At 62.2% G+C, this 14,189-nt stretch carries 15 protein-coding genes; 2 read left to right on the top strand and 13 right to left on the bottom strand.

Features of this window, described 5'->3' with window-relative positions:
- Positions 1-46: 46 nt before the first annotated feature.
- The 3 genes from CLV85_RS03745 to groES form a co-directional block, all read right to left on the bottom strand.
- Positions 47-1,345, bottom strand: coding sequence for an ABC transporter substrate-binding protein (locus CLV85_RS03745; RefSeq protein ID WP_100388244.1), 1,299 nt, complete (start codon positions 1,343-1,345; stop codon positions 47-49).
- A 56-nt stretch (positions 1,346-1,401) separates the two neighbouring features.
- On the bottom strand, positions 1,402-2,346 hold the full coding sequence (gene rarD / locus CLV85_RS03740; RefSeq protein WP_100388243.1) for an EamA family transporter RarD: 945 nt from the start codon (positions 2,344-2,346) through the stop codon (positions 1,402-1,404).
- Between the two features lie 157 nt (positions 2,347-2,503).
- Positions 2,504-2,800, bottom strand: a complete 297-nt coding sequence (groES, locus tag CLV85_RS03735) for a co-chaperone GroES (RefSeq protein WP_100388242.1) — start codon at positions 2,798-2,800, stop codon at positions 2,504-2,506.
- A 123-nt stretch (positions 2,801-2,923) separates the two neighbouring features.
- Here groES and CLV85_RS03730 point away from each other — a divergent pair, with 123 nt between their 5' ends.
- Complete coding sequence (locus CLV85_RS03730; RefSeq protein ID WP_100388241.1) at positions 2,924-4,129, top strand: class I SAM-dependent methyltransferase; 1,206 nt, start codon at positions 2,924-2,926, stop codon at positions 4,127-4,129.
- Here the strand turns inward: CLV85_RS03730 and CLV85_RS13325 are convergent.
- The 9 genes from CLV85_RS13325 to glmS form a co-directional block, all read right to left on the bottom strand.
- On the bottom strand, positions 4,126-5,118 hold the full coding sequence (locus CLV85_RS13325) for a DUF4190 domain-containing protein (protein ID WP_147433343.1): 993 nt from the start codon (positions 5,116-5,118) through the stop codon (positions 4,126-4,128). The two genes, CLV85_RS03730 and CLV85_RS13325, sit on opposite strands and share 4 nt — an antisense overlap.
- 76 nt (positions 5,119-5,194) lie before the next feature.
- A complete protein-coding gene (locus tag CLV85_RS03715; protein ID WP_100388238.1) occupies positions 5,195-5,476 on the bottom strand; it encodes a DUF4190 domain-containing protein in 282 nt (93 codons plus the stop codon).
- Positions 5,477-5,576: 100 nt separating this feature from the next.
- Complete coding sequence (gene tsaD, locus CLV85_RS03710; protein ID WP_100389256.1) at positions 5,577-6,650, bottom strand: tRNA (adenosine(37)-N6)-threonylcarbamoyltransferase complex transferase subunit TsaD; 1,074 nt, start codon at positions 6,648-6,650, stop codon at positions 5,577-5,579.
- 83 nt (positions 6,651-6,733) lie between these two features.
- On the bottom strand, positions 6,734-7,225 hold the full coding sequence (gene rimI, locus CLV85_RS03705; RefSeq protein ID WP_100388237.1) for a ribosomal protein S18-alanine N-acetyltransferase: 492 nt from the start codon (positions 7,223-7,225) through the stop codon (positions 6,734-6,736).
- Positions 7,222-7,842, bottom strand: a complete 621-nt coding sequence (gene tsaB / locus CLV85_RS03700) for a tRNA (adenosine(37)-N6)-threonylcarbamoyltransferase complex dimerization subunit type 1 TsaB (protein ID WP_100388236.1) — start codon at positions 7,840-7,842, stop codon at positions 7,222-7,224. Before tsaB ends, rimI begins: the two co-directional genes overlap by 4 nt.
- Positions 7,826-8,383: a tRNA (adenosine(37)-N6)-threonylcarbamoyltransferase complex ATPase subunit type 1 TsaE gene (gene tsaE, locus CLV85_RS03695; protein WP_229820341.1), complete on the bottom strand. Its 558-nt coding sequence runs from the start codon at positions 8,381-8,383 to the stop codon at positions 7,826-7,828. The genes tsaB and tsaE overlap by 17 nt, the downstream gene beginning before the upstream one ends.
- Positions 8,380-9,480 carry an alanine racemase gene (gene alr, locus CLV85_RS03690; RefSeq protein WP_100388235.1) on the bottom strand — a complete coding sequence of 367 codons (1,101 nt, stop codon included), beginning with the start codon at positions 9,478-9,480 and terminating at the stop codon, positions 8,380-8,382. The genes tsaE and alr overlap by 4 nt, the downstream gene beginning before the upstream one ends.
- Positions 9,477-9,848, bottom strand: coding sequence for a holo-ACP synthase (locus CLV85_RS03685; protein WP_100388234.1), 372 nt, complete (start codon positions 9,846-9,848; stop codon positions 9,477-9,479). The genes alr and CLV85_RS03685 overlap by 4 nt, the downstream gene beginning before the upstream one ends.
- An 8-nt stretch (positions 9,849-9,856) precedes the next feature.
- Positions 9,857-11,707, bottom strand: coding sequence for a glutamine--fructose-6-phosphate transaminase (isomerizing) (glmS, locus tag CLV85_RS03680; RefSeq protein ID WP_100388233.1), 1,851 nt, complete (start codon positions 11,705-11,707; stop codon positions 9,857-9,859).
- A 55-nt stretch (positions 11,708-11,762) separates the two neighbouring features.
- On the opposite strand from glmS, the gene coaA reads away from it, so the two are divergent.
- On the top strand, positions 11,763-12,710 hold the full coding sequence (gene coaA, locus CLV85_RS03675; protein WP_100388232.1) for a type I pantothenate kinase: 948 nt from the start codon (positions 11,763-11,765) through the stop codon (positions 12,708-12,710).
- Between the two features lie 103 nt (positions 12,711-12,813).
- Here the strand turns inward: coaA and glmM are convergent, their stop codons facing one another.
- Positions 12,814-14,175 carry a phosphoglucosamine mutase gene (glmM, locus tag CLV85_RS03670; protein ID WP_100388231.1) on the bottom strand — a complete coding sequence of 454 codons (1,362 nt, stop codon included), beginning with the start codon at positions 14,173-14,175 and terminating at the stop codon, positions 12,814-12,816.
- Positions 14,176-14,189 lie beyond the last annotated feature (14 nt).

The following is a 14,189-nucleotide window of genomic DNA, read 5'->3' as shown; positions in this document are numbered from 1 at the left end:
CTAATCCGCAGCCAAAAGAGTGACCCCAATCCGGGCGGCACTCGAATTAGCCGAAGATTGCACCGCTCTTGTAGACGAACTTATTCTCGCCGTCGTACGTGTAAAAACCCCAGAAAGCGGGCTCGACGTTGCCACCAGGCGTGAAGTTCACGGGGCCAGAGACGCCGTCGTAGTCAATGTCGTTGGTGGTCTTGAGAACCTCAAGGCACTCAGCAAAGCTCAGGCACTTAACGCCGCTCTTCGAGACGTCGTACAGCGAACCTGCGATCGCCTCCCCCGCGTCATCCTGAGCGACAATTGCCGCAAGAACCGCGAGCATCGTGGCGTCGTACGCTTCGGCCGCATAGCGGTAACTGGTCAGCTTGGAGTTGGTGGACTTGAGCGTGGCGATGAAGGCCTTGGAAGGCTGGTGGCCTTCGATCACTCCGCGCACTCCTTTAAGCGTGCCGTTCTTGAACGTTTGAGAATAATCGCCAGTATTGAGCGAGGTGAGCCAAAGCTCTGAACTCGTGAACCCCGCAGCGACAATCTTCTCGATGGCTGCCTTGGTGGCCTTTTCTGAGTCGTAGGTGGAACCCACGACAACGACATCGGGTGCAGCCTCTTTCAGACTGGCAATGATCGGGTCGAACTTGGTCGTCGATGCCGTGAAGACTTCGTCAGCGACAAGTTCCGTGTCATATTCGGCGAGCGCCGCAACGAAAGTGTCGTGCAGCGCAGTGCCCTGCTCATCCGCGATATAGACAAAGGCAATCTTCTGCGCCGTCTCGCCGCCGGCGAGCGTATACGCCAGTGCATAACCCTGCTGATCGTAGGCCGGAATCGTACGGAAGAAGTAGCCGTCGTCGAAAACATCGTCGAGGCTCGAGAGCGTGGCGGCGGGAGAAATCAAGGGAATCTTGGCATCCATCGCGAGAGGAATTGCCCGCTGCGCGAGAGCAGACGATGAGGGGCCGATAACGACATCCACGTCTTCTGCGACAAGTTTCTTAAAGTTCGACTCCAGCGTGGTCTTTTTGGCTTCGCCGGAATCAACCGCCACGATTTCGACAGGCTCATCGTTGACGCCACCGGCAGCGTTAATCTCTTTTACTGCCGCGGCCACCCCGGCTTTCTGGGCCGCCGCGAGGAACGAGAAAGTTCCCGATGTCGGAAAGATAGTGCCGATGCGCAGGATGCCATCGCCTGTGGGCGTCACCGCGGGAGTGGGCGTTGCCGACGGGGTCGACCCCGCATCGGCGGCCGCGGTTGGAGCGGCAGGAGGGACTGGGGCGCTGCACGCTGTGAGCGCGGCAACTACCAGCGCTGCGACCATGACACGTCTCGCCGGCTGAATCCTCGCCATTGTCTCGCCTTTCTTAGTGTGCAGGTCTCGGGCGACCACACACCGTCAGAGGAATACTACGGGGCGCCAGGAGCCTCCGCGGCAGAACCAAGCCGCGTACGCGAAGAGTGACGGAAGAGATCGAACGTGAGAATTGCCAGCGCCAGCCACACGATGGCAAAGCCCAACCAACGCTCGGGCGGCATGGCCTCATGAAAGATAAAGACAGCGACGATCAACTGCAGAATCGGCGCCAAGTACTGGGCCAACCCCATGTAGGTAAGTGGCAGTCGCCGAGCAGCGGCGGCGAACAGAATCAGCGGGATCGCGGTAATGGCACCCAAAAAGAGCGTCAACGTTAGGTGGCCGGCTCCCGCGGTGCCCGCAGCGAGTTGCCCATCGGCCGAGAGCACGAGCAGAACAACAACCGCGATGGGCGCAAGGAATGCCGTCTCGACGGCCAAGCCGCCGATGGCATCCGCTTTAGGGCCGACGTTCTTCTTGACGAGACCGTAGAAACCGAAGCTGAACGCGAGGCCGAGGGCAATCCACGGGAAGCTGCCGTAGCCAATCGATAGCACCAGCACTGCGAGCGCACTGATGCCGAGCGCCACCCACTGCAGCGGACGCAAGCGTTCGCGCAGGATGACGACACCAAGCAGTACCGTGACGATCGGGTTCGTGAAGTACCCCAGTGACGCCTCGACAATGTGACCGTTGAGGCTTGCGTACACATAGATCAGCCAGTTGACAACGACGAAGGCGCCACCCAAGCCGAGCGTCCAGAACGTCTTACGATCGCGGATGATGGCGAGAACCCGACGGTAACCGCGAGTGAACACCAGCAAGATTGCGCAGAACACCAGCGAGAGCACGATTCGCCAGGCCACAATTTCAATCGCGCCCGACTCCTTGAGGGAGAAGAACACGATCGGCATTGCGCCCCACAGCACATACGCGGAGACAGCAAAGCCCAGACCGCTCGGAGAAACACGGTCGGTGGCGGGCGAAGGAGAAGTCACTTCTAAATCCTAGGGCTGACGACGAACGCTCAGCGCCATCCGCAATGCTGACGAGCCGTGCCGCCCGACGCCTCCGGATACGACGAAAGCCCAGAGCCGAGGCCCTGGGCTTTCGAACTGTCCTGCCGTAAACGGCGGACGAGAAATGAGTATCGCGTTAGCGAACGACTACTGCGAGAACGTCGCGAGCCGAGAGTACGAGAAGGTCTTCTCCGCCGTACTTCACCTCGGTTCCGCCGTACTTGGAGTAGATGACCTTGTCACCGACTGCGATGTCGAGCGGCACGCGGTTTCCGTTGTCATCGATGCGACCGGGACCTACGGCGACTACTTCGCCCTCCTGGGGCTTCTCTTTCGCAGTGTCAGGAATAACGAGCCCAGACGCGGTGGTCTGTTCTGCGTCAACCTGCTTGATAACAATGCGATCCTCGAGCGGCTTAATGGACACCGACACGTTTGACCTCTTTCTAAAGTGCTTGGGCTGGCACACTCCCTGTAGGAGTGCCAGATCAACTATACGGCTTGGTTGGCACTCGATCAACGTGAGTGCCAATTCGGATGCGGATACGGTTAGAGAATGAATCAGAGCGAATTGCGCGAGCTACTTTCAACCGAAGGGCTTCGCCTCTTGGACTCGCTGCCAGCCTGGCATTCGAGCGACGAGATCGTGCGCACCATCGCCGAGCTGCGCAAGGCCGGCCACAGCCCCGGCCTCGTCGCCGCTGTTCTCAGCCAGTCGAAACTGCGCGCAAAAGCCGCGAGCAAGTTCGGCCCCTTCGCCGAGCGGATGCTCTTCACCGAGGCCGGGCTCGAACAGGCAACTCGACTCTCCGTCGCCGCCCAGCACGCCGGCCGCTTCTCGAAGGCCGGAGTGAAGTGGGTAGCCGACCTCGGCTGCGGCATCGGAGCGGATGCGCTCGCCATCGCCGCCCTTGACCTCAACGTCACCGCCGTCGAACGCGACGAGACGACCGCCGCCATTGCAGCGTTCAACCTCGCGCCGTGGCACAACGCCCAAGTCGTGCACGGCGACGCCGAATCTGCCGATCTGGCCGGCATCGACGGCATCTACCTCGACCCCGCTCGCCGCGACGCCCGCGTGCGCCTCACCAACCCCGCCGACTGGACCCCCTCGCTCGACTTCGCCTTCGGCCTCGCTGAGCGCTACCCCACCGGCATCAAACTCGGTCCGGGCATCGACCGCGACCTCATCCCCGACAATGCTGAAGCCCAGTGGGTATCGGTCGGGCGCGAAGTCGTTGAGCTCGGACTCTGGTTCGGAACGGTAGCCCGCCCCGGCATCCGCCGTGCCGCCCTCGTAATCGGCGATCACGGCACCGCCGAGCTCACGGCAGCTGCCGACAGCGAAGACGAAGCCGCGGGAGAACTCGGACAGTATCTTTATGAACCCGACGGCTCTGTCATCCGGGCGCGACTCATCGGTGATCTGGCTCGTCAGTTGAACGCTCGCATGCTCGACACATCGATCGCCTATTTCAGTGCGGATGCCGCAGTCGCGACCCCGTTCGCCACGTGCTTTGAGATTGTGGCCGACTTCGCTCTCGACAAGCGCTCGCTCAAAAAGGAACTGGCTAGCCGCAAAATCGGGACCCTAGAAATCAAAAAGCGCGGAGTCGATATCGACCCCGCGACTTTCAGAACGTCTCTCTCACTCAAGGGCGAGAACAGCGCCACGCTTATTCTTACGCGGGTGGGCGGCAAACGTCGCGCGCTGCTCGCACAGCGCACGACGTTTGCTGAGACCTCAGCAGCTACTGCTTAGTAGCCCCCGTAGTACGGCGCATCGTAGCTAGCGTTCGCCAAGAAGATGAAGAATACGATCCAGCCAACGATCGTGAGCAAGCCAAGCGCGGTGGCAATGTAGCCGGTGATGAGGCCGGTGAGCCAGAGCGGACGAGCGTAGGGCTGCTTCTTCTGCGCCATGTGACCCAAGACAACTGCAGCGATACCGGGCAAGAAGCCGAGCGCCATGAACGTGAGAACGACGCTCGAAATACCCGTTGCCATCGAAGCGATCGACAAACCCTTGGGCGGGCCTGCCGGCACGGGACTGTACGCCGCCTGGCCGGGAGTAGGGCCGCTCGCATAGCCGGGAACGGGAGTTCCGTTGGTCGAAGCGTAGGGGTTGGAAGGTGCTGCGGCTGGCGCTGCTTCGGGAGCAACCGGCGCTGCTGTCGCGTCTTCGGCAGCGGTGTTATCGGCAGAAGGTGCAGTCGCGGGCGGAACGGACGGTGCCGGGGGCACAGGAGGAATGCTCGTCGCCGCACTCGGCGCGGCCGGAGCGTCTGCCGGAGTCGTCGCAGCATCCGCGGTCTCAGCGGGAACGGCGGTGGGAGCCGCTGCGCTCGTGTCGTTGGCAGCAGCAGCCTTAGCGGCAGCCGTCTTCGCAGCCGACGTTTTAGCGGCAGCCGCTTTCGTGGCAGCCGCCTTCGTCGTTGTGGATTTTGTGGTTGCGGCCTTTGTCGTCGCCGGCTTCGCTGCTGCAGGCTTAGCTGCTGTCGACTTGGCAGCGGGTGTCTTCGCTGCTGCGGTCTTGGAAGGAGCGCCCGTCGCTGCGGGCTTTGCTGCGGTCGACTTCGCGGCACTCGCGGAAGGAGCAGCCTTCGCAGCCGGCTTCTTCGCAGCGGGCGACTTCTTGGCGGCGGGCTTCTTGGCCGAAGGGGTCGCCTTTGCCAGCGGAGCGTCTGACGTGGAGGATCCGCCGGGCGAAGCGATCGGCGGGATGGAGCCGTCTGAGTTATTGGTAGCCATGCGCACACTTTAGCAAGCGCGGCTCAAACAAAAGAGGCCCGCACAACCGTGCGAGCCTCTTTTGTTACTTCACGTGTTAGTAGGAGCTAACGCCGCCGATCGTTGCAGCACCGATGATGGTGATCGCGACGATGAGGCCGATGACGAAGCCCAGGTAACCAAGGATGAGGCCGATGATGGCGAGAACGTTGCCCTGCTCACCGGTCTTCTTGATCTGGCTGAGGCCGATGTGACCAGTGATGATGCCGACGAGGCTCAAGCCGATGATGGAAGTAACCAGCGAGATGATCGAGAGAACATTCCACTTAGCAGCCGGTGCGCCTGCAGGTGCTGCAGCGTAAGGGGTGGGTTCGGACATAGCGAAGTGCTCCTTAGATAATGGGGCCGATTGCGGCGCACCTATATTCTCAGCCTGAAAGAAGCCTGTCAACGCAGGTTGCTCAGAGTTTACGGCGGCGTTACGCCTGAATTTGGGTCACCGGCAGCGTGGAATCAGCGCTAAAGCCCAGAGTTGAGGGATTTTTACCCGCCATGACCAATTGGGCGCCCAGTGCCGCGATCATCGCTCCGTTGTCGGTGCAGAGCGACAGCGGAGGGATGCGCAACTCGATGCCCGCAGCGGCGCAACGCTCGGCAGCGAGCTCGCGCACCCGAGCATTCGCAACGACTCCGCCACCGAGGAGCAAACGAGGAACGTCGCGATCAACGCAGGCTGCGACAGCCTTGGTAAGAAGAATGTCGACCACCGCCTCGCGGAAGCTGGCGGCAACATCCGCCTTCGAGTAGTCCGTTTCTGCATCCTGCTCGCGTTCGACCCAGCGGGCCACCGCGGTCTTCAGCCCTGAGAACGAGAAATCGTAGCGGTGTCGCTCGAGATCCTTCGGCCGGCTCAAGCCGCGAGGAAAACGGATCGCTTGGGGATCGCCCGTTGCGGCAATGCGGTCGATGTGCGGGCCACCCGGATACGGCAACCCGAGCAAGCGCGCGACCTTATCGAAGGCTTCGCCTGCGGCGTCGTCAATCGTCTCGCCCAGCAGCTCGACATCCGAAACCAAATCTCGCACGTGCAGTAGCGAGGTGTGCCCGCCCGACACGAGTAGGGCGATGGTAGGGAGGTCGATCTCGGTTCCGTCGTCCCGAAGAACATCAGCACCGACGTGACCAACAAGGTGATTGACCGCGTAAAGCGGCTTTCCCGTCGCCACAGACAGTGCCTTCGCCGCAGCGACACCGACCATCAGGGCGCCGGCAAGTCCTGGCCCGCTTGTGACGGCGATCGCGTCGAGATCTGCCAGGTCGACTCCGGCTTCGGCGAGCGCCTGCTCCAGCGCCGGTTGGATCGCTTCGAGGTGCGCGCGGGCCGCAACCTCGGGAACCACTCCCCCGTAGCGCGCGTGCTCCTCCATCGATGACGAAATGACATTCGCCAGCAAGTGGTTGCCACGAACGATGCCGATGCCGGTTTCGTCGCAGCTCGTCTCGATTCCGAGAACGAGAGGATCGGTTGTGTTGTGGGGCGCAACACCCGACAGCGCGGATGCCGCGGCCGCTTCGCTCGCTGCCGCCGAGGTCGGCACCGCGGTCGCCGCGGATGCCGCGGCCGCCGTCGACGCGCTCACTGGCCGACCGCCGGAGCAAGCTTGGGCTCGGGAATCGTCAGTTGCATCACGATGGCGTCAACCCCATCCGGTTGGTAATAGTTGGGGCGCACAGCGATGCGCTCGAATCCGAGCGAGTCGTAGAGTTTTTGCGCCGAAGGATTATCGTCACGCACTTCGAGAAACAGTTCGCTGGCACCGCGATCGCGAGCCTCGACCATGAGCGCGTGCATCAATGCACGACCGATTCCGTGGCGGCGAGCATCCGGAGCAACCGCAATCGTTTGGATGTCTGCCTGCCCCGAGCGGTACGGCGCACGCAAGCCGGCATAGGCCTGCACCACGCCGGGCTCCTCAAGCGTTGTCGCCACAAGGTAGTAGCCGTGGTTGTCGCCGAGCTCGCCCCGCATCATGTCGCTCGACCAGGCGTCGTTGGCGAACTCGCTCGCCTCGATCGCCATGATGGCGTCGAGGTCTTTGATCGTGGCGCGGCGTAATTGCCAGCTCATGCGGTGACTCGTTTCGGTCCTGCGGAGGGGGTGACGTCGGGCGAGCGCAAATAGAGCGCCTCTTCGCCCGCAAACGGACGGTCGTTTTCGCGGAGCAAGTGCGCGAGACGTGCCAGGCGTGTGGCTTGCACCGGCTCGGTGTCGCGCAGTGCAAAGTGCTCGAAGTTGGGGACGCTCGTGGCGAGCTCAGCGGCCGGAGCCAATGCGGGACCCTCGACGAGAATCGGCAAGCCCGCAGCATCCGACCCCTCGTACGTTGACCAGTACAGCTCTTTGCGACGGGCGTCGGTAGCCACCACAACGGGCTCCGTCTCGCCGAGCGCGAGAGCATCGTGAGTGACGACGGGCAGCAATGGAAGACCGGCACCGAAGGCGAACGCTCGAGCCGCCACGATGCCGACCCGCAGGCCAGTAAAGGGTCCCGGGCCCATACCGGCGACGACACCGGTCAGGTCGGTTACAGCGACTCCCGCATCGGCGAGGGCACCGTGGATGAAATCGCCAACCACCTCGGCATGCTTACGGGTGTCGAGAGAATTGCGTTCCGCGCGCACCGAACCATCGGCCGCCACGACCGCGACGGTCGTTCCCGCTGACGTATCAATCGCTAACAGCATTGAGCCACTCCATGTCTGCCCATCGGGGGCCAGTGCCCGTCACGGTCACCGTGCGCAGCTCAATGGCCTCGTCGGCGAAGTCGTCGTGTGATTCGTTGAGGTCGTCAGCGCTGTTCTCGCGGGAGCCCCCGCCGATAGGGCGGGCGATGTCCACGGTCAGCCAGCTGTCGCTTACTCCGTCAAGCAAGCCGGCACCCCACTCCACGATCACGATGGATGCTTCGAAGTCGATATCGAGGTCGTCGAGTTCAACAGCGCTACTGAGGCGGTACGCGTCGACGTGGACGAGCGGCGCAGCAGCGTCAGTCGACAATTCAACTCCCGCGCCATCCAGCCGAGGGTGCGTGCGCGCCAGCACGAACGTCGGGCTCGTGACCGTGCCACGGATGCCGAGAGTCTCGCCGATCGCCCGCGTGAGGGTTGTCTTGCCAGCGCCAAGCTCGCCGTTGAGGAGAACCAAATCCCCCGCACCCAGTTGCGCAGCAATAACCGCGCCCAGCTCGGCCATGCGCTCGGGCGTAGCAATAGTAAAAGTGGTCACGATTCGTACCTACGGGTCACTCGCGGCCCGATGCGGGTCACGATTTCGTAATTGATAGTGTCGGCCGCTTCAGCCCAGTCGTCGGCGCTCGGCACCGCTGTCGCAGGATTGCCGAACAGCACCGCTTGATCACCAATCGCCACTGTCGCGTCGCCCATGTCGACCACAATCTGGTCCATTGCTACGCGGCCAGCGACCCGGCCGAGAACGCCATTGATCGACACGGGGCCGCGATTCGACGCGTGACGCGGAATTCCATCGGCGTAGCCCACCGGCACGAGCGCCAACGTGGTATCTCGCTCGCAACGGTACGCGTAGCCGTACGAGACTCCCGAACCTGCCGTGACCCGCTTCACCGAGACCACGGGAGCGCTCAGCGTCATCGCTGGCACAAGGCCGAGAGCCGCGACATCCACATCAGCGGAAGGAGCGAGACCGTAGCTCGAGATTCCGACGCGCACGAGGTCAAAGCGAGCCGCTGGATGCTTGATTGCACCTTCAGATGCTGCGAGATGGCGAAGTTCCGGGCGCAAGCCGACCGACTCGGCCATCGCAATCGCGGCGGAAAACTGCTCGATCTGTTCGAGATCATGCTCGGCGCCGGCATTGGCCAGGTGGCTCCAGAGCCCTCGAACGCGAATGCGGCCCGCTAGCTCATGGGCAACAGCGGCTTCGAAAAATTGGTGCCACTCATCCAGAAAAGCACCGTTGCGGTGCAGTCCAGTGTCGACCTTCAGGTGAACGTAGGCGGTGTCGGATGTCGCGGCAACTTCATTCAGCTGAGCGAGGCTGCTCACGCCAAGGTCGATCTTCGCGCGCACCGCTTCGCCGAATGCTGCCCCCGGCTGGTGCAACCACGCCAAGAGTGGAGCGTCGATTCCTGCCGCGCGCAACGCGAATGCTTCGTTGAGGTCAGCGACGCCCAGCCAGTTGGCACCGCCAGCGAGAGCGGCACGCGCACTTTCCACCGCGCCGTGGCCATAGCCATTCGCTTTCACGACGGCCATAACCTGCACCGGTGCGACGAGCGCCCGCAGGGTCTCAACGTTGTGGCTAATGGCTGCGGTGCTGACCGTGGCAACTCGAAGGTCACTCATGGGGTGGCCTCGGCAATGACATAGGCAATAGCGATTCCCGCGTCGTGGCTCATCGAGAGATGAACCGAAGTGATGCCCCGACGATCCGCAATATCTTTCGTCGAGTTGTGAAGTTCGAGCGAGGGGTTTCCCAGCGCATCCGACACCACCCGCATGTCGTGCCAAGTGACGCCACTCGAATCTCCGAGGGCCTTGATGAGCGCCTCTTTCGCGGCGAACCTTCCGGCGAGCGAGCGAAGCGGGCGAGGCTTGCCCCCCTTGAGCTGTTCGCTCTCAGAGAACAGGCGCGATGTGAGGGTCGGTGTGCGCTGCAACGCACGCTCGAAGCGGGCGATGTCGACGACATCCACACCGATCCCCACAATCACGGTGAAACCTATTCGACGGTGACAGACTTCGCGAGGTTGCGAGGCTGGTCGACGTCGAGTCCCTTCGCAGCAGAAAGCTCCATACCGAAGATGTGCAGCGGGATGACAGCAAGCAGCGGCTCGAAGAACGAACCAGCCAGCGGAATCGGGATGACCTCATCAGCGAAGGGAAGCACGGCGGCGTCACCCTTCTCGGCAATCGCAATAACGCGAGCGCCCCGAGCACGGATCTCCTGAATGTTGGAGACGACCTTCTTGTGAAGCGAGTTCGGGTCGCGCGGACTCGGAACGATGACGAAAACAACCTGGCCAGGCTCGATGAGCGCGATCGGACCGTGCTTGAGCTCGCCAGCGGCAAAGCCCTCAGCGTGAATGTACGCGAGCTCCTTGAGCTTGAGCGCACCTTCGAGCGCGACCGGGTAGCCGACGTGGCGACCGAGGAAGAGCACCGACTGAGTGTCCGTCATCCAGTGAGCAAGCTGCTTGATCGACTGCGAGGTAACGAGAACCTCAGAAATCTTCTCCGGCACCGCCTGCAGCTCTGCGACGTTTTCGCGAATGGCGTCATCGCTCAGCGTGCCGCGCACGCCCGCGATGTGAAGGCCGATGAGGTAGAGGGCAGTGACCTGAGCCACGAAAGCCTTCGTGGATGCCACAGCAACCTCGGGGCCCGCGTGCGTGTAAACAACTGCGTGCGATTCGCGCGGAATCGTTGCGCCGTGCGTGTTGCACACCGACACAACCTTCGCGCCCGACTCCATCGCGAACTTGACCGCCATGAGCGTGTCCATCGTTTCGCCGGACTGGCTGATCGAGATAACGAGCGTGCGCTCGGTCAGAATCGGGTTGCGGTAGCGGAACTCGTGAGCAAGCTCCACGTCAACGGGAACGCGAGCCCACGCCTCAATGGCGTACTTGCCGAGCATGCCCGCGTACGCGGCAGTTCCACACGCGATAACGACGATGCGGTCGATGTTGGCGATGATCTCGTCACCGAGAGGCTCGAATTCGGTGAGCTTGACCAGACCGTTCTGAACGCGACCAAGAATGGTGTTGGCCACGGCATCCGGCTCTTCGCTGATTTCCTTGGCCATGAAGCTCGACCAGCCGCCCTTTTCGGATGCCGAAGCATCCCAAGCGATGTCAAACTCTTCGACCTCAACGGCATTGCCATCGAAGTCGATGACGTCGACAGAGTCGGGGCGGATCGTAACAATCTGGTCCTGACCGATGGCAACCGCGCGGCGCGTGAACTCTACGAATGCAGCAACGTCGGAGCCGAGGAAGTTCTCGCCATCACCCAAGCCAATAACGAGGGGCGAGTTGCGGCGAGCGCCGACAACGACGCCGGGCTGATCCTGGTGAACGGCGAGAAGTGTGAAGGCACCTTCGAGACGAGCAACGACAGCGCGCAGCGCGTCGGTGAGGTCGCCGCTCTTTTCGTACTCGCGTCCAACGAGGAGTGCAGCAACCTCGGTGTCGGTCTCGCTAGCGAAGGTCGCACCTTCAGCAAGCAGCTCGTTCTTGAGCTCGGAGAAGTTCTCGATGATTCCGTTGTGAATCAGGGCGAGCTTGGAGTCGCGACCCAGGTGAGGGTGCGCGTTGACGTCGGTGGGGCCACCGTGAGTTGCCCACCGCGTGTGTCCAATACCGGTGGCTCCGTTGTGGAGCGGGGTGGCTTCGAGGTCATCGACGAGCATCTGGAGCTTGCCGGCACGCTTACGCGTTCCGAGCTCACCATCCTCGTCAATGATCGCAATACCTGCGGAGTCGTAACCCCGGTATTCGAGACGCTTGAGACCGCCGAGGAGAACCTCAAGGCTTTTGTTGTTACCGACGTAACCGACAATTCCACACATGGAGACGAGTTTAGTTCCCCAAGCTGGGTATCTGTGCGCAGTTAGGATGAACGTGATGCACGAACATGGCTCCGGACACGGTCACATCTCTCCCTTTTTTGAAATCGATCGGAGCGATTGGGCTGAACTTGCTCCCAAAATGAAAGTTCCCCTCACCCAGGCGGAGCTTATTGAGCTGCGCGGATTGGGCGATGAGCTCGATCTCACCGAGGTCGCCGAGGTCTATTTACCCCTCAGCCGGTTACTCAACCTCTACGCCGAGAACGCCCAGCGGTTGCACGCCGCCACCACGCAGTTTTTGGGCGCGACCACCTCAAGCACGCCATTCGTGATCGGTGTCGCCGGGTCTGTCGCCGTCGGCAAGTCGACGATTGCGCGCCTGCTGCGCGAACTGCTCTCCCGCTGGGAGGGCACGCCCCGGGTCGAGCTCATAACGACCGATGGCTTTCTGCACCCCAACGCCGAACTCGAGCGTCGCGGAATTCTCGAGCGCAAAGGCTTTCCCGAGAGCTACGACCGACGGGCCCTGCTGCGCTTCGTGAGCAAGATCAAGGCCGGCGAACCCGAAGTGCGCGCGCCGTTCTACTCGCATTTGGCGTACGACATCATTCCGGATGCCGCGGTAACCGTGCGCAAACCCGACGTTCTTATCGTCGAGGGCCTCAACGTGCTCCAGCCCCCGATGGCGGGCAAGAGCCTCGCGGTTAGCGACCTCTTCGACTTCACCATCTATGTGGATGCCCGCACAAGCGATATCGCGCACTGGTACGAGGAGCGCTTTTTGCGCTTGCAGCGCGGCGCCTTCAGTAACCCGCGCTCCTACTTTCACCGCTTCGCCGACCTCGACGAGGATGCTGCCCGCGCCCGGGCCCGCGAGGTGTGGAAGCGCACTAACGAGCCCAACCTCACGCAGAACGTGCGCCCCACGCGTCCACGGGCGTCGCTCATCCTGCGCAAAGATGCCGATCACGCCGTCTCAAAGGTTCTGCTGCGCAAGACGTAGAGGATTGCGAACACGCCCGTGAGTTGTGGTCAGGCGCGACACAAACTGAAGCGCTCAATGGCGGTAGCGCGATCGCCGGTTACGTCGACGAGCTAAGGCTGTCTTAGTGGCTGAGCTGAGTGCGAACGACCTCAGCGAGGCGGTCTGCCATCTGCTGAGCAATTTCTTGGTGTTCGGCTTCGACCATCACGCGAACCATCGGTTCGGTTCCGGATGCTCGCAACAGCACGCGCCCGGTGTCACCCAGCTCTGCTTCCACTTCCGCAACCGCGTCAGCGATTACCGTGTCGGAGCCGAGCGAGTGGTGGTCGATTCCGCGCACATTCACGAGAACCTGTGGGTACACCGTCATGACCTCGGCGAGCTGCGCGAGCGTCTTTCCGGTACGAGCCATTTCTGCCACCAGGTGCAGTCCGGTGAGGATGCCGTCTCCGGTAGTGGCGAACTTGGTCATGATCACGTGACCCGACTGCTCGCCACCGAGGGAGAGCCCGTGGGCACCCAGCGCTTCGAGAACGTAACGGTCGCCCACCTTGGTCTCGAGCATCTTGATGTTGTGCTCTGCCATGGCGCGGCGCAGCCCCAAGTTGCTCATCACGGTTGCCACGAGAGTGCGATCGTGAAGCACGCCGCGTTCGGCCATGGACACCGCGAGGATCGCCATGATTTGGTCGCCATCGACGACGTTGCCCTCTTTGTCGACAGCAAGGCAGCGGTCGGCGTCGCCATCGTGGGCGATTCCAACATCGGCACCGTGCGCGAGAACGGCGGAAGCGAGGTTGTCGAGATGCGTTGATCCGACACCGTCGTTAATGTTGATTCCGTCGGGATCCGCACCGATAACGGTGACCTTAGCTCCGGCATCCGTGAACACCTGGGGCGAGACGCCTGCCGCTGCACCATGGGCGCAGTCGAGAACGACGTGGATGCCGGCAAGCTGGTTCGGCAACGTCGACAAGAGATGCACGACGTAGCGATCTTCAGCATCGGAGAACCGGCGGATGCGACCAACCTCAACACCGGTCGGAGCGAGGCTCGGAGCGGAGAGAGCGGCTTCGATGCGGTCTTCGACCTCATCGGGAAGTTTGGTGCCGCCCTGACCGAAGAATTTGATTCCGTTGTCAGGGGCGGGATTGTGCGACGCGGAGATCATGACTCCGAGGTCGGCTTTAAAGTCGGCAACGAGGAACGCTGCTGCCGGGGTGGGGATTACTCCGGCGTCGAAAACATCGACGCCCGAGCTCGCGAGCCCCGCGGATACTGCGGCGGAAATAAATTCGCCGGATACGCGGGGGTCGCGTGCGACAACTGCAACCGGTCGGCGGCCTGAAGCGCGCCGACCATCAGCAACTCGGCCTTGGCCCAGTACGACTGCTGCCGACTGAGCCAAGCCGAGTGCAAGCTCGACAGTAAGATCACTGTTCGCGAGTCCGCGAACGCCATCTGTACCAAAAAGACGTGCCATACGTTGCCGCTAGC

Source organism: Salinibacterium amurskyense (assembly GCF_002797685.1).
Taxonomy (GTDB): Bacteria; Actinomycetota; Actinomycetes; order Actinomycetales; family Microbacteriaceae; genus Rhodoglobus; species Rhodoglobus amurskyensis.
This window is presented reverse-complemented; position numbering and strand designations above follow the sequence as displayed.

Excerpts from the sequence above, each read along its gene's own strand:
- CLV85_RS03745 (WP_100388244.1), bottom strand. The coding sequence starts at position 1,345 with ATGGCGAGGATTCAGCCGGCGAGACGTGTCATGGTCGCAGCGCTGGTA.
- CLV85_RS03730 (WP_100388241.1), top strand. The coding sequence starts at position 2,924 with ATGAATCAGAGCGAATTGCGCGAGCTACTTTCAACCGAAGGGCTTCGC.
- CLV85_RS13325 (WP_147433343.1), bottom strand. The coding sequence starts at position 5,118 with ATGGCTACCAATAACTCAGACGGCTCCATCCCGCCGATCGCTTCGCCC.
- CLV85_RS03715 (WP_100388238.1), bottom strand. The coding sequence starts at position 5,476 with ATGTCCGAACCCACCCCTTACGCTGCAGCACCTGCAGGCGCACCGGCT.
- rimI (WP_100388237.1), bottom strand. The coding sequence starts at position 7,225 with ATGAGCTGGCAATTACGCCGCGCCACGATCAAAGACCTCGACGCCATC.
- tsaB (WP_100388236.1), bottom strand. The coding sequence starts at position 7,842 with ATGCTGTTAGCGATTGATACGTCAGCGGGAACGACCGTCGCGGTCGTG.
- alr (WP_100388235.1), bottom strand. The coding sequence starts at position 9,480 with ATGAGTGACCTTCGAGTTGCCACGGTCAGCACCGCAGCCATTAGCCAC.
- glmS (WP_100388233.1), bottom strand. The coding sequence starts at position 11,707 with ATGTGTGGAATTGTCGGTTACGTCGGTAACAACAAAAGCCTTGAGGTT.
- coaA (WP_100388232.1), top strand. The coding sequence starts at position 11,763 with ATGCACGAACATGGCTCCGGACACGGTCACATCTCTCCCTTTTTTGAA.
- glmM (WP_100388231.1), bottom strand. The coding sequence starts at position 14,175 with ATGGCACGTCTTTTTGGTACAGATGGCGTTCGCGGACTCGCGAACAGT.